The 14529-nt window shown below is 73.6% G+C and carries 15 protein-coding genes; 6 read left to right on the top strand and 9 right to left on the bottom strand.

Annotated features, from left to right (window positions below; all coding sequences use genetic code 11):
• Positions 1–36: 36 nt before the first annotated feature.
• From mqo to CLV28_RS06830, 3 genes are all read left to right on the top strand, one after another.
• Positions 37–1530 carry a malate dehydrogenase (quinone) gene (mqo, locus tag CLV28_RS06840; protein ID WP_100422582.1) on the top strand — a complete coding sequence of 498 codons (1494 nt, stop codon included), beginning with the start codon at positions 37–39 and terminating at the stop codon, positions 1528–1530.
• Positions 1531–1663: 133 nt separating this feature from the next.
• On the top strand, positions 1664–2230 hold the full coding sequence (locus CLV28_RS06835; protein ID WP_100423056.1) for a molybdenum cofactor biosysynthesis protein: 567 nt from the start codon (positions 1664–1666) through the stop codon (positions 2228–2230).
• Between the two features lie 60 nt (positions 2231–2290).
• Positions 2291–2629: a YciI family protein gene (locus tag CLV28_RS06830; protein ID WP_100422581.1), complete on the top strand. Its 339-nt coding sequence runs from the start codon at positions 2291–2293 to the stop codon at positions 2627–2629.
• Here the strand turns inward: CLV28_RS06830 and CLV28_RS06825 are convergent.
• Positions 2626–3108, bottom strand: coding sequence for a heme-degrading domain-containing protein (locus CLV28_RS06825; protein ID WP_100422580.1), 483 nt, complete (start codon positions 3106–3108; stop codon positions 2626–2628). The genes CLV28_RS06830 and CLV28_RS06825 overlap by 4 nt on opposite strands.
• A 57-nt stretch (positions 3109–3165) precedes the next feature.
• On the opposite strand from CLV28_RS06825, the gene CLV28_RS06820 reads away from it, so the two are divergent.
• Both CLV28_RS06820 and CLV28_RS06815 read left to right on the top strand, forming a co-directional pair.
• Entirely contained in the window at positions 3166–3384 is a 219-nt protein-coding gene (locus tag CLV28_RS06820; RefSeq protein ID WP_100422579.1) for an SCO4848 family membrane protein, read from the top strand.
• A gap of 15 nt (positions 3385–3399) precedes the next feature.
• Positions 3400–4449, top strand: coding sequence for an aldo/keto reductase (locus CLV28_RS06815; protein WP_100422578.1), 1050 nt, complete (start codon positions 3400–3402; stop codon positions 4447–4449).
• 65 nt (positions 4450–4514) lie between these two features.
• Here the strand turns inward: CLV28_RS06815 and CLV28_RS06810 are convergent, their stop codons facing one another.
• From CLV28_RS06810 to CLV28_RS06780, 7 genes are all read right to left on the bottom strand, one after another.
• A complete protein-coding gene (locus tag CLV28_RS06810; protein ID WP_100422577.1) occupies positions 4515–5351 on the bottom strand; it encodes a siderophore-interacting protein in 837 nt (278 codons plus the stop codon).
• Complete coding sequence (locus tag CLV28_RS06805) at positions 5348–6007, bottom strand: ECF transporter S component (protein ID WP_100422576.1); 660 nt, start codon at positions 6005–6007, stop codon at positions 5348–5350. Before CLV28_RS06805 ends, CLV28_RS06810 begins: the two co-directional genes overlap by 4 nt.
• A 214-nt stretch (positions 6008–6221) precedes the next feature.
• A complete protein-coding gene (locus CLV28_RS06800; RefSeq protein ID WP_100422575.1) occupies positions 6222–6980 on the bottom strand; it encodes an energy-coupling factor transporter transmembrane component T family protein in 759 nt (252 codons plus the stop codon).
• Positions 6977–8854, bottom strand: coding sequence for an ABC transporter ATP-binding protein (locus CLV28_RS06795; protein ID WP_100422574.1), 1878 nt, complete (start codon positions 8852–8854; stop codon positions 6977–6979). Before CLV28_RS06795 ends, CLV28_RS06800 begins: the two co-directional genes overlap by 4 nt.
• 87 nt (positions 8855–8941) lie before the next feature.
• Positions 8942–9826, bottom strand: coding sequence for a 5-oxoprolinase subunit C family protein (locus tag CLV28_RS06790; protein WP_100422573.1), 885 nt, complete (start codon positions 9824–9826; stop codon positions 8942–8944).
• Complete coding sequence (locus CLV28_RS06785) at positions 9823–10431, bottom strand: 5-oxoprolinase subunit B family protein (RefSeq protein ID WP_239073098.1); 609 nt, start codon at positions 10429–10431, stop codon at positions 9823–9825. The genes CLV28_RS06790 and CLV28_RS06785 overlap by 4 nt, the downstream gene beginning before the upstream one ends.
• Before the next feature lie 11 nt (positions 10432–10442).
• Positions 10443–11264, bottom strand: coding sequence for a LamB/YcsF family protein (locus CLV28_RS06780; RefSeq protein WP_100422571.1), 822 nt, complete (start codon positions 11262–11264; stop codon positions 10443–10445).
• Positions 11265–11405: 141 nt separating this feature from the next.
• Between CLV28_RS06780 and CLV28_RS06775 the strand changes: the two genes are divergently transcribed.
• Positions 11406–12812: an ATP-binding protein gene (locus CLV28_RS06775; protein WP_100422570.1), complete on the top strand. Its 1407-nt coding sequence runs from the start codon at positions 11406–11408 to the stop codon at positions 12810–12812.
• On the opposite strand, the gene CLV28_RS06770 is transcribed toward CLV28_RS06775, so the two are convergent.
• Positions 12787–13059 carry a hypothetical protein gene (locus tag CLV28_RS06770; RefSeq protein WP_100422569.1) on the bottom strand — a complete coding sequence of 91 codons (273 nt, stop codon included), beginning with the start codon at positions 13057–13059 and terminating at the stop codon, positions 12787–12789. The two genes, CLV28_RS06775 and CLV28_RS06770, sit on opposite strands and share 26 nt — an antisense overlap.
• Positions 13060–14529 lie beyond the last annotated feature (1470 nt).

Below are 14529 nucleotides of genomic sequence, written 5' to 3'. Positions count from 1 at the left end.
CAAAAGTGCATAGTTTCACAAGCGTACGATAGGGGGATGCCTACTACGCCGAACGAAGAGACCGTGGACGTCGCTCTCGTGGGTGGCGGCATCATGTCGGCGACGCTCGGCGCGATGCTCAAGATCCTCGAACCGTCCTGGAAGATCGCGATCTTCGAGCGCCTCGACGCGGTCGCGCTCGAGTCCTCGAACCCGTGGAACAACGCCGGGACCGGCCACGCCGCGCTGTGCGAGCTCAACTACACGCCCGAGCTCGCGGACGGCACGATCGACACGTCCAAGGCGATCAAGATCAACGAGCAGTTCGAGGCCTCGCGCGAGTTCTGGCACCACCTGGTCGCGGCCGGGCACCTCGACGCCGGGCAGTCGTTCCTCTCGCGCACCCCGCACATGACGTTCGTGCGCGGCGCCGAGAACGTCGACTACCTGCGCCGCCGGCACGCGGCGCTCGTGCAGCACCCCCTGTTCAGCGAGCTCGAGTTCTCGGACGACCCCGAGGTCATCCGCGGCTGGGCCCCGCTCCTGGTCGAGGGTCGCGACGCCGACGAGCCGATCGCCGCGACGCGCGCCGAGTCGGGCACCGACGTCGACTTCGGGTCGCTCACGCGTCAGCTCGTGCAGTTCCTCACCACCGAGGGCGCCGAGCTCGCGCTGCAGCACGAGGTGCGCAGCATCTCCAAGCGCAAGGACGGCCGCTGGCGCCTCAAGGTCAAGGACGTCTCGTGGAACGCGGGCGAGGCGGCCCGCACGATCGACGCGAAGTTCGTCTTCGTGGGAGCGGGCGGCGGCGCGCTGCCGCTGCTGCAGAAGGCCGGCATCCCCGAGATCAAGGGCTACGGCGGCTTCCCGATCTCGGGCGAGTTCCTGCGCACCTCGAACCCTGAGCTCGTCGCGCAGCACCAGGCCAAGGTGTACGGCAAGGCCGACGTCGGCTCGCCGCCCATGTCGGTGCCGCACCTCGACACGCGCGTCGTCGACGGCAAGACGTACCTGATGTTCGGCCCCTACGCGGGGTTCAACTCCAAGTACCTCAAGAAGGGGTCGTTCCTCGACCTGTTCACGTCGATCAAGCCGGGCAACATCGGCTCGATGCTCGGCGCCGGTCTCAAGAACATCCCCCTGACCCAGTACCTCGTGGGGCAGCTCGTCGCGCGGCCCGAGACCAAGTTCACGGCCCTGCAGGCGTTCTTCCCCGAGGCGCACCCCAAGGACTGGGAGAAGATCATCGCGGGCCAGCGCGTCCAGGTGATCAAGAAGGACCCGGTCAAGGGCGGCGTGCTGGAGTTCGGCACCGAGGTCATCACCGCGGCGGACGGCTCGATCGCCGGCCTCCTCGGCGCCTCGCCGGGGGCCTCGACCGCGGTCTCCGCGATGGTCGGCCTGCTCGAGCGCTGCTTCCCGACCGACTTCGAGGGCTGGCGCCCGCAGCTCGGCCAGATGGTCCCGAGCCTCGGCGTGGCGCCCTGGTCGGCCGACGACGAGGCGCAGCAGCTCGCGGGCTCCGACGGCGAGGTCGGCGCGAGCGCCTGACCCTGCACCCCGCTCCACCGCCGAACGCGTCGTTCGTCACGCAAAAACCCCGCAGGGGCGTGACGGACGGCGCGTTCGGCGTTCGCGCGGACGTCGCCTGGTGGCGGGCACCCGCCCGGGGCGAGACTGGGGCGTGAGCCCGTACGAGTACCCCGTCGAGATCCTGCACCTGGTCGTCTCGCCCGAGCACGCCTACTTCGGGCGTCCCCGCGACGGCGCCGCGACCGTGCCGACCACGGACGCCGACAGCGTCGAGGTCGTCGCGGGCAAGGGAGTGGTCGGCGACCGCTTCTACGGCAAGGCCGCGCACATGGACGCTGCCGTGACCCTGTTCGCCACCGAGTCGCTCGAGTCGATCGCCGCCAAGCTCGGCACCGGCCCGCTCGACCCGCTGCTCACCCGCCGCACGGTCGTGCTGCGCGGCGCCGAGCTCACCCCGCTCATCGGCCACGAGATCGTGCTGCGCTCCGGCCCCGGCGACGAGGTGCGCCTGCGCCCGGGACGCCACGCCGCGCCGTGCGCCTGGATGGACCGCGTGCTCGCGCCCGGCGCGCACGCCGCGATGCGGGGTCGGGGCGGTCTGCGCTGCATGCCGCTCACGGACGGCCTCCTGCACCGCGGCCCCGCGACGCTCCTGAGCCCCGTGCCCCTCGACCCGTCCCGGGCCGGGGAGGCGGTGCGTCGTCCGCGGCTGCCATAGCGACCACGCCCGCGCGGGGCGACGATGGGTTCCCACCCGCACGACGACGGAGCCGGACCCATGAAGTACCTGATCTCGTTCCCGAGCGGCGCGATGACGTTCCCCGCCGAGGAGCTCCCCGCGGTGTCGGACGCCGCGCACGCCGTGGTCGCCGACGCGAAGGCCGCGGGCGTGTGGGTGTTCGGCGGCGGCATCGACGAGTCCGTGCCGCCCGTCCTGGTCGACGCCGACGGCACCGTGACCGAGGGCACGTACCCGCAGACGCGCCAGATCGAGGGCGGCTACGCGGTGCTCGAGGTCCCCGACGCCGCCGAGGCCCACCGCTGGGCCGCGAGGATCGCGGCGGCGTGCCGGTGCGCGCAGGAGGTGCGGGCCTTCCAGCACGACCCCGAGAGCTAGTCCTGCTCGCCGGCCATGTGGATGCGCATCGCCTCGACCACGAGCGCGTGGTCCTCCTCCTGCCGCAGGCCCGAGACCGTCACGACGCCGACCGGGCCCACGCCCTCGACGACGACCGGCACCGCGCCGCCCGCGGCCGCGTACTCCTGCCACGGCAGCTGCTGCCACTCGGTGAACGACACGCCCCGCGCCTGCGCGCGCAGGTTCATGACGTACGACGCCGCACCGAACCTCTCCACGACCCGGACCTTGCGCACGATCCACGAGTCGTTGTCGGGCGTCGATCCCTCGAGCGCCGCGTGGAACACCTGCTGGTGCCCGCGCCGCACGTCGATCGCGACCGGGTGCTCGCGCTCGGTCGCCATCTCGACGAGCAGGCAGCCGAGCCGCCACGCGTCCTCGTGCGTGAACGTGGTGAAGGTGAGCTCGCGCAGCTCGTTCTCGACGTGCTCGAGCGTCTGGGGTTCGGGTGCGGGCATGCGTCCATCCTGGCACGCGATGTGACCCGGGCGGTCCCCGCGCGAGAGGATGCTCGCGTGGACATCCCTCTCGGCTGGTCGATCCTGCTCATCGTGACCGCACTCTGGAACCTGCTCATCTGGCCGCGCCTCTGGCAGCGCATCGCCAAGGACCCGCGCTCGCGCGACGACGCGGGCCGCGCGACCCGGTTCCTCACGGTGCACGCCGTGCTGATCGGCGTCTCCCTCGTGCTCGGCGTCGCGGTCGGCGTGCTCGGGGTCCTGACCCTCGTGTGACGTACCGTCGAGGACATGAGCAACGACCTCGACCCCGCCGCGATCCCGCTGCGCCGCGCCGGACGCTCCGGCCTCGACCTGCCCGCGATCTCCCTCGGGCTGTGGCAGAACTTCGGCGCGACGACGGCCCGCGACGCCCAGCGCTCCGTGCTCCTGCACGCGGTCGAGCGCGGCGTCGTGCAGCTCGACATGGCGAACAACTACGGCCCGCCGCCGTTCGCGGCCGAGTCGTTCGTCGGCGACCTGCTGCGCCGTGAGCTGCGCGGACGCCGCGACGAGCTCGTCCTGACGACCAAGGCCGGGTACCACGCGTGGTCCGGCCCGTACGGCGAGGGCGGGTCGCGCAAGTACCTGCTCGCGTCGCTCGACCGCTCGCTCGCGAGCCTCGGCGTCGACACCGTCGACGTGTTCTACAGCCACCGGTACGACCCGACGACGCCGCTGACCGAGACCATCGGGGCGCTCGCGACCGCCGTCACGAGCGGGCGCGCGCACTACGTCGGCATCTCGTCGTACTCCGCGACCCGCACGCGCGAGGCGCTCGCCGTCGCGCGTGACCTGGGCGTGCCGCTGACCGTGCACCAGCCCTCGTACTCGCTGCTCAACCGGTGGGTCGAGCAGCCCGACGCGTCGGGCGAGTCCGTGCTCGAGGTGGCGGACGACGCCGGGCTGGGCGTCGTCGCGTTCTCCCCCCTGGCGCAGGGCATGCTCACCGACAAGTACCTCGACGGGGTCCCGCAGGACTCGCGCGCCGCGACCGGCACGTCGCTGCGACCCGAGTACCTGAGCGAGGCGAACCTCGCGCGCGTGCGCGCCCTGCACGAGGTCGCCCGGGCGCGCGGCACGACGCTCGCACGACTCGCGATCGCGTGGGTGCTGCGCGAGCCGCGCGTGACGACCGTGCTCGTCGGGGCGCGCACGGTCGACCAGCTCGACGACTCGCTCGCCGCGCTCGACGAGGCACCGCTCGGGGCCGACGAGCTCGCCGCGGTCGAGGCCGCGCTGGCCTCCGTGCCGGGCGAGCCGGACGTCAACCTGTGGGCGTCGCGGTCGAGCGACCTCTGACCCGACCGGCCGCGCCATCCCGGCACCCGACACCGTGCGGGTGTCGGGTCCCGGCGCGTGACGACTCAGGTCGCCGCGTGCCCGTGCCGCCAGTACCCGGCGAAGTCGACGTGCGCCTTGGGCACGCCGTGCTCGTTGACGAGGTACCGCCGGCCGCCGGTCGCGAGCGACGACTCGCCGAGGATCGACGCGTGCAGCGTCCCGACGGGCAGGGTCGCGGCGCGCAGCGCGGCGAGCGCCGCGACGCCCGGCACCGCGCCGGGCCCTCCCCCGGGCTCGGTCTTTGCGAGCTCGTCGCGCACGATCCAGCGCACGTCGACGCCCGCGGGCGCGCGCACGTCCTGCCGGTCGGCCGCGGTGGGCACCTCGACGATCACGAGGCCGCGTGCGTCGTCCGGCAGGGAGCCGCAGATGCCGAGGGCCGCGGGCATGCCGGTCTCGTCGGCGACGACGAGCACGGCGTCCTGCCCGTGGTCGGGGTCGAACCCGAGACCCTGGTCGAGGATCCCGACCTGGTCGCCGGGCCGCGCGGTGAGCGCGAACGCGGCCGCCGGGCCGGCGTTCCCGTCGGCGTCGAGGTGCACGACCATGTCGACGTCGATCTCGCCGACCTCGGGACGCGCGGCACGCACGGTGTAGGCGCGCACCCAGGGCCGCTTGGCGCGCGGCGTCGCGAGGTACTGCGCGTACCAGAGGCTCGACGTGCGGGTCGGCAGGCGCAGGTGCTCCTGCCCCTCGCGCGCGAGGAACATCCGGAACCACTGGTCGTGGCCCAGCGGCGTGAGCTGCTCGAGCCCGCTGAAGGTCACGCGCACGACGTTCGGGCTGATCCTCGCCGTGCCGACCACGTCGGCGACGAGCACGTGCGGGTCGACCGCGCGGCGGTGGCGGGGCGCGCTCACGGGGCTGTCGTCGTCGTGGCGGTCGTCGCGGCAGGGCGGCGCACGGGCGCGAGGCCACGCGTCACACCGGTCGCGGCCAGGCGTCGGGCGAGCAGCAGCCCGAGCCACGCGGCACCGACCATGCTGACGAACAGGGTCAGCACGAACATGACCTGGGCGAGGGTCGACGCGCTGCCCATCTCGTACGCGGGGAACACCATCGTGAGGTAGACCGCGGCGATCACGGCCGTGCTCACGTAGAACAGCCACGGGCTCCACACCCGGTACAGCGTGACGGCGAACCCGAGCTCGAGAGCGACGCCGACCATGGCCATGGTCAGCACCGCGGTCAGACCGGCCGGGGTCGGGATCGCGAAGATGCCGGAGATGACTGACGTGATGAGCGCGGCACCGGGGCGCTGCAGCAGCGCCAGCGCGATCACGCCACCGACGAGCCAGAAGCCGACGAGCGCGGCCACGAGCGTCGGGGCCGCGGCGAGCGCGCCGAACGCGACGAGGTTGACGGGGATCAGGAGCACGCCCGTCGCGGCGCCGATCGCCCCGCACGTCATGAGGTAGCGGGTCGTCAGCGGCCGCGGACGTCGCGCGGCGGGCGTGGCGGCGGCGTCCGGGGTGGTCCCGGGTGCGGTCGTGGGGGTCGTCTCGGGCGTGCTCATCGTGGCTCCGGTGGTCGGCCGCGCGTGTCGGCGGTGGGGTCGGGCGTCGTGGTGCGTGGTGCGAGGTGCGTGGTGCGGGGTACGTGCTTGAGGTTGCTGGCTCGTGGTGCTCGTTCGAGGTGCGTGTTGGGCGTACGTGCTCAGGGTCGACGTTCGGTGGTTTCCTGGGTGCGGGTCGTGGGTGCGGGTCGATGGCCCGGCTCGCGGCGCGCGCTCAGCCGTGCACGAGCGCGGGCACCGCCCAGCACGCGGACCAGAAGGCGAGGAGCACGACGCCGTCGCGCACGCGCAGCGGCACGGGGTGCCGCTCGGTGCGGGTGGGTGCGGCGCCGAACGCGCGCGACTCCATGGACAGCGACACGCGTTCGGCGTGCCGGATCCCGCTCGCCAGGAGCGGCACGGCGTACCCGCCGGCGCGCCGCGCGCCCGCGACGGGTCCACGGCCGCCCGCGACGCCGCGCACCCGGTGGGCGCTGCGGATCACCTCGAGCTCACGCCCGAACCGTGGCACGAACCGCATCGACGCGAGCGCCGCGTAGCCCACGCGGTACGGCACGCGCAGGTGCTGCACGCTCGCGCGCACGAACTCCGGGCCCGTGGTCGTCAGGCCGCTGACCATCGCGAGCAGCACGAGCGCGGCGAGCCGCAGCCCGGTGACGAGACCGACCGCGAGTCCGCCGCGCGTGAGCTCGACGGGCCCGAACGCGAGCACGGTGCGCGTGTCGGCGACCGCGGCGGGGTCGACCCACAGCCCGAAGCTCACGGCCACCACGGCGACGCCCACGGGCACGCCGAGCACGAGCGCGAGCGACGTGCGCCAGCCGGGCAACGCGCCGACGAGCAGCAGCACGAGCGTGCCGAGCGTGAACGCCGCAAGCACGCGCAGGTCCTCGGTCAGGAACACGGCCGCCATGACGGGCAGCGGGCCGAACATCTTCGCGAGCGGGTTGACGCCGCGCAGGAACCCGGTCATGCGGGCACCAGCGCCCCGGGCAGGTCGGCGAGGCGGGTCACCGCGCGCCACGCCGGGTCGTCGAGGTGCGCGGTCGCGCGCGCGAGCGGCGGTCGCCGCAGCCCGGCCGACCGCAGGAGGACGTCGTCGCCGAGCACGACCGCGGGGGCGCCGTCCGCCACCACGCGGCCGTGGGCGACGACGACCACGCGCGTCGCGTGCTCGCTCACGAGCTGCATGTCGTGGGTCGCGACGACGACGGTCGTGCCCTCGGCGTGCAGGGCCGTGAGCAGGCCGAGGAGCTCGTCGGCGCGGGCGCGGTCCTGCCCGAAGGTCGGCTCGTCGAGCACGAGCACGCCGGGGCGGCAGACCGTCGCGGTGCCGACCGACAGGCGGCGCTTCTGCCCGCCCGAGAGCAGGAACGGGTGCAGGTCGCGCTGGCGCACCAGGTCGAACCGCACGAGCAGGTCCTCGACGCGGGCAGCGACCTCGGCCTCGTCGACACCGCGGATCCGCAGCCCGTGCGCGAGCTCGTCGGCCACGGAGCCGGTCACGAGCTGGTGCTCGGGGTTCTGGAACACGTAGCCCACGCGCTCGCTCAGGGTGCGGGCGTCGGCGCGGGCCGGGTCGAGGCCCGCGACCCGCACGCGCCCGCGCGGGGGGCGGACGACGCCCGCGACCGCCTGCAGCAGCGTGGACTTCCCGGCGCCGTTGGCTCCCACGACGGCGACGAGCTCGCCGGGCGCGACGCGCAGCGAGAGGTCGTGCAGCACCGTGGTCCGGCCGCGCTTGAGCGTGAGGCGGTCGACGGTGATGCAGTCGACGGTGGTGCGGTCAGGTGCGCCGTCGGGTGCGCCGTCGCGTGCCAGATCGCGTGCCCGGTCGGGCCGGCTCGCCGGCGCGGCGTCCTGGTCCGTGCGCGGGTAGGCCTGAGATCCCTCCGGGCGTGCCGAGAGCCCCTCCGGGCGTGCCGGCGGCAGGACGCCCGCGTCGGCCTGCGCGCGCAGGGCGTGGCCGAGCTCGTCGGGCGTGAGCGGCAGCGGGTCGATCGGCGTGCCCGTCGCGCGCAGGCGCAGCGCGGCGACGAGCGCGACGGGCAGGCACACGCCGAGGGCCACGAGCGCGTCGGCGTGCTGGGTGAGCACCTCGCGCACCGGACCGTCGAACGCGACCCGGCCTGCGGCGTCGAGCACCACGACCCGGTCGAGCAGCTCGACCGCGGCGTCGAGGTCGTGCTCGACGAGCAGCACGGCCCGGTCGCCCGCGGCGAGCACGTCGCGCAGCACGTCGTAGAGCTCCTCGGTCCCGGCGGGGTCGAGATTCGCGGTGGGCTCGTCGAGCACGAGCAGGGGCGCGTGCATCGCGAGCGCGCAGGCGACCGCGAGGCGCTGCCGCCCTCCGCCCGAGAGGCGGCCCGGGTCGTCGGCGCGACGCTCCCAGAGCCCGACGCGGCGCAGCGCGTCCTCGGCGCGCGCCTCGACCTCGGCGACGGGCACGCCGAGGTTCTCGGGGCCGAAGCAGACCTCGTCGAGCACGCTGCCCGTGACGACCTGCGCGTCCGGGTCCTGGAACACCATCGCGACGTGCCGGGCGAGGTGCGGCACGTCGTGCGCGCGCGTGTCGAGGCCGCCGACGCGCACCGTGCCGTCGAGCGTCGCCGGCACGACGTGGGGCACGAGACCGTTGGTCGCGAGCGCGAGGGTCGACTTGCCCGAGCCCGACGGCCCGAGCAGCAGCACGGCCTCGCCGCGGGCGACCTCGAAGGTCGTCCCCGCGGGGGACGCGGTCGCGACCGGCAGACCGTCGTGCCCGTGGTGGCGCACGCCGACGTCGTCGACGCTCAGCACCGGGGTCGCCGGAGCCAGCACGCTCGCGGGCGGCGCGGGCGCTGCCATGTCGGAGTTGTCAGGAACGGGCACAACACCGAGGATAGGCTAACCTCACCCCCTGGTGTCCAGCGCTCGGCCGTCCTGTCTCGCGGGTCAGGACGACGGCGTGACCGACGACGGCGTGAACCGCACCGGCGTCCCCGGGGTCGCCTGCGCCACCGCCGCGAGCGCCGCGGCGGGCACGACCCCGACGACGGGGTAACCGCCGGTGACGGGGTGGTCGGCGAGGAACACGATCGGCCGCCCCTCGGGCGGCACCTGGATCGCGCCGAGCACCATGCCCTCGCTCGCGAGCTCGTCGGTGCGCGCACGCTCGAGCGCGGGACCGTCGAGGCGCAGACCGACGCGGTTGCTCGCCGACGACACGGTCCACGTGCCCCGCCAGAGCGTGGTGAGCGCGGCGGGCGTGAACCAGTCGGCCCGCGGCCCGAGCACCACGGGCAGCGCGAGCTCCTCGGGCGGTCCCGGGAGCGGGACGCCGACCGGGCCGCCGACCGGCGCCGCGCCGGGGGCGCCGACGGCCAGGAGGTCACCGTCGCGCAGAGGCGCCGGGCCGAGCCCCGAGAGAAGGTCGGTCGACCGGCTGCCGAGCACCGGCGCGGCGTCCACTCCCCCGGCCACCGCGACGTGGCTGCGCACGCCCGCGACCGCGGTGCCGACGTCGAGCACCTGGCCGACGGCGAGGCTCACGGGCGCGCCCCAGGGCGCGGGGGCGCCGTCGACCCGCACGGGGGCGGGGGCGCCCGTGACCGCGACGACGACCGGGGCGAGGGCGCGCAGCGCGCAGCCGGTGAGGGTCGTCTCGAGGGTCGCGCACGCGTCCGGGTTGCCCACGAGCCGGTTCGCGGCGCGGTGCGCGGGCAGGTCGAGTGCGCCGGAGCCGGTCACGCCGAGGTGCGCGAACCCGGGGCGGCCGAGGTCCTGGACCGTGGTGAGCGCCCCGGCACGCACCACCTCGAGGCCGGGCCGCGCGCTCACGCGTCGTCCTCGAACCGCACGCGCGTCCCGGGCACGAGCAGCGCGGGCGGGTCGCGGTCGACGTCCCACAGCGCGGCGTCGACCGCGGTGCCGACGATCTGCCACCCGCCGGGCGACTCGCGCGGGTAGACGCCGGCCCACGTGCCCGCGAGCGCGACCGCCCCGGCCGGCACGACCGTGCGGGGCGTCGCGCGGCGCGGCACCGCGAGCTCGTCGGGCAGGCCCGCGAGGTACCCGAAGCCGGGCGCGAACCCGCCGAACGCGACCCGCAGCTCGGTCGTCGTGAGTCGGGCGACGACGTCCGCGGGGGCGACGTCCCAGCAGCGCGCGACGTCGTCGAGGTCGGGCCCGTCGAAGCGCACGCGCAGGGTCACGAGCGGACCGTCGTCCGCCACGAGCGGAGGTACGGACCACCCGGGCGCGTCCGCCGCGACCCGGCGGGCGGCGTCGGGCGTCGCGAACCCGTCGAGGAGCACGGTCCGCGCGGCCGGGACGACGTCGCGCACCACCACGCGCCCGTCGGCGCGGCGCCGCTCGACCTCGGCGTGGAAGGCCTGCGCGCCCGCGAGGTCGTCGAGCTCGACCAGCAGGGCGGCGCGGCCCACCGGGTGGACGATCACACGAACGACCGCACGTCGACCCCGGCCTCGTCGAGCGCGGCCCGCACCCGCGCGGCGAGCGCGGCCGCACCCGGGGTGTCGCCGTGCACGCACAGCGACCCGGCGGCGAGGGTCAGCGTGGTGCCGTCGGCCGCGACGACTCCCCCGCCGGTCGCGACCGCGACCGACCGCGCCACGACCTCGTCAGGGTCGTGGACGACGGCGCCGGGCTCGGTCCGGGGGACGAGCGTCCCGTCCGGGCGGTAGGCGCGGTCGGCGAACGCCTCCGCGACCGTCACGAAGCCCGCCCCCGCGGCGGCGCGGTGCAGCGCGGAACCCGGCAGACCGAGCACCGGCAGCGGGTCGCCCGAGGCGGTCGACGCGAGCCGGACCCCCTCGACGACCGCGGCCGCCTGCTCCTCGTCGCGCACCGCCCGGTTGTACAGCGCACCGTGCGGCTTGACGTACGCGACACGGCTGCCCGCCGCCCGGGCGAACACGTCGAGCGCCCCGACCTGGTATGCGACCTCGGCGGCGAGCTCGTCGGCCGGGACGTCCATGGCACGGCGGCCGAACCCCGCGAGGTCGCGGTACGAGACCTGCGCGCCGATCGCCACGCCTCGCTCGGCCGCGCGCTCGCACACGCGGCGCATGGTCGCCGGGTCGCCCGCGTGGAACCCGCACGCGACGTTCGCGCTCGTCACGACGTCGAGCAGGGCGTCGTCGTCGGTCAGGGCCCACCGGCCGAACCCCTCGCCGAGATCGGCGTTGAGGTCGATCGTCGGGGTGCTCGGGGAACTCGGGGCGCCTGGGGCGCTGGGCGGGGTGAGGGGTGGCATCGCGTCCAAACTATCGCCCTGCTGCACGGGCGCACAGCCGCGACGGGTGCTCGGTGGCGGAGGCGCACCTCGTCGCGATCGTGGGATGTACGTATCATCCAATGTAGGTAACATCTAATGCGACCTACATCGGAGGTAACCATGGTCGACGGCTTCGTCGGACGACGGCGCGAGCTCGCCGACCTCGACTACGTCCTGCAACAGGTGCGAAGCCCGACCTCCGACCGGCCAGGCAAGGCGATCGCCCTGCGCGGACGCCGCAGGGTCGGCAAGTCCCGCCTCGTCACCGAGTTCGTCGAGCGGGCAGGAGTCCCCTCGATGTACTTCCTGGCCGACGGCTCGCGCCCCGAGCTGGAACGACGTCGGCTGCTCGAGACCGTCGCCGCCTCCGGCCTGCCCGGTGCAGACGCCGCCGGATACGCCGTCTCCGGCTCGTGGCAGGACGCCCTGACCATCCTGGCGCTCGCGGTCCCGACGGACCGGGTGTCGATCATCGTGCTGGACGAGGTCTCCTACCTGACCGGCGACCCAGGGTTCGAGGGCGCGCTCCAGGGCGTGTGGGACACCAGGCTCTCCGCGCTCCCCGTGCTCCTCGTCCTCGTCGGGTCGAACCAGTCCGAGATGGAACGACTCACCAGCCATGGGCGCCCGTTCTACGGACGCAGCGTCGACAAGGAGATCCAGCCACTCACCCCGCAGGACGTGGCGACCATGACAGGCCTCGACGCGACGCAGGCGATCGACGCGTACCTGGTGACGGGTGGCCTGCCACCGCTCGTCACCGCGTGGCGACCCGGGCAGTCGGTCGCCGACTTCATCGCCGATGGCGTGTCCACCTCGGTCAGCACGCTCATCGTCTCGGGCGAACGAGCCCTGTCGTCCGAGTTCCCCTCGGAGACCCAGGCGAAGGACGTTCTACGCGCGATCGGCACGGAGGCCCGCACCTTCACGACCATCGGCCGGGTCGCCAACGTCGACCAACGCGCTTCCCTCTCGCGTTCGCTCGACCAGCTGGTCGGACGCCGCGTCGTCGCGGTCGACGAACCGCTCTCGACCACGCCGGCCCACCACAAGCAGTACCGGATCGACGACCCGTACATGCGCTTCTGGCTCGCGTTCCTGCACGACGCCGCCGACCTGGTCGACGCCGGTCGCGGCGACATCGTCACGCGGCGCATCGCTCGCGGGTGGTCGACGTGGCGCGGGCGCGCCGTCGAGCCCGTCGTGCGGCGGCTCCTGTGGGAGCGAGCACTCGACGACACCGTCGTGCCCGCGTCGGCCGTCGTCGGTGCCTGGTGGAACCGCAAGGGCGACGTCGAGGTCGACCTCGTCGGCGCCGACCGGCGACCCGCCCGGTCCGTCACGTTCATCGGCTCGATCAAGTGGCGTGAGACCGCACCCTTCGACATTCACGACGCCACAGAGCTCGTGAACCAACGGGGCATCGTCCCCGGAGCTGACCGGACCACTCCACTGATCGCGGTGTCCCGCACCGGGGGCAGCGTCGACGGCATCACGACCCTCACCCCGGCGGACCTGCTCGGCTGAGCTCGTCGCCGCCGACGGGCTCGTCGTGCGCGTGGTCGGACTGCGTGTGCGCGGAGGTCGTCCGAGTGCGCTCGAGGCTCCGGCGCGCGTACGTGACGCACAGCAGGAACCACTCGTAGCAGTTCGGCCACTCCTGGACGATCTCGTGGGCGAACCAGTAGACCGGGCGCCCGCCGTCAGCGACCGGCCCCCCGACCCACAGCGCCATCACGTCGATCTGGTGCGGCGCGGCGAAGATCGGGAGCATCTGGTCGCGCGGCGGCCAACCGTCCTCCGGGACAGGCGCTCGTACACGAGGTCGAGGCGCTGATTCGCCGCGACCCACGCGTCACCGGCGCCCATGTCCTGAGGACCGAAGATGTACCCGAACAGGATGACGTCCGGCCACCCGTCGACAAGGCGCAGCAGCTCCCTGTGCTGGGGGTCCAGCGGGCCGCCGAGACGCTACTCGGCCTCGGCCAGCGCCTCCTCCGTCGCGCCCACCTTCGGCGATCGACATCGGGAACAGCCCGGGGTCGAGCAGCGTGCGTTCGGTCAGGGTCTTTGCGAGGTACCCGACCGTCACGTCTCAGCGCGGGAGGCCGCGCTCGTCCATCAACGACGTCACCAACCTATTCGGGGGGCTCGGGCACAGCCTGCCATCCGGGACGCCCGGTTTGTCGGAGAGCGCCAAGGCGGGAGCTGCATGGAGGTGCTGCACCCAGGATCTGACGGACGTCGCGTACCCGGACGCGAGGCGCACCCCGGCAGGTCTAACGAACCGTGAGGTTTGCCTGCAGTTCGCCCTGCAGCTGCACGCATGCATTGGCGGAGGCTGGAAGCGGAACCGGTCGTCTGTGCCTCATGACGGGTTCAGCGGAAACTCGGAACGGACACGCCGATGGTGAGGTTGGTGACGGTGGCTGGGAGTCGTGATGCTGGGGGTCGGTTCCGATGGCGGTTTGATCTACCCGTAGTGGCGGGGGGTGTAGCGCCGGATGCGTTGGTGGCGTGACGCAGTCGAGCCAGTTGCGATATGCGTACAGGCGCCCGCTCGAGGTCCCGCACGCGGGACAACAAGCAGCCCCCTCCCTCGTGCGAGCAGTGACGACGATCGCCCTGCCAGCGTCCTCCACGTCGTCGATCACCAGCGCCGACAACTCTGCGGACACCGTCCTGACCAGCAGCTTCGCATCCAGTACTACGCCAGGTCATGACAGAGTTCCCGTATCGGACGAACCGACCACCAGAAGTGCGCCAGAGCCGTTCATCAGACAGTCCCGCAGGTTGCGTGTCGCCTGACCGCTCGACAGCCCCATGCATCATTCTGTCGTCCGAGGCCGCGACGGTCGCGGCCGGATTGAAGGCGGATAGAACGATGGATGCACCTATTTTGAGCCGAGCGGACGGCCGAGAAGAGCCCCCTGCACAGGCGGCGCTTCGGCACGCCACGCGGGCTCTGCGACTGCACTTGACGTCCCTACCAATCGACTTCAACGACGTCACGACACCGGATCGATTCCTCACTGGTTTAGCGTTCATGTCCGCGCGCCAACGGTTCGAAGCCGCCGAATCCATGATCGGATCCGGATTCGGTGGCACCGTGCTTGGGTCCTTGTGCCGCAGCGTGTTCTTCGATGGTCTCCGGTGGCTGTGGGTGTCCGCCGACCCAGGGACCCGACGGCGTGCACTGCTCGGTGACTTGATTGTAGAGCGGAACCGGATGTGCAGGACTCCG

This window comes from Sediminihabitans luteus (genome assembly GCF_002797595.1).
In the GTDB taxonomy this organism is placed as follows: domain Bacteria; phylum Actinomycetota; class Actinomycetes; order Actinomycetales; family Cellulomonadaceae; genus Paraoerskovia; species Paraoerskovia lutea.
The sequence above is the reverse complement of the archived record's forward strand: the minus strand, read 5'-3'. Positions and strand labels throughout refer to the sequence as shown.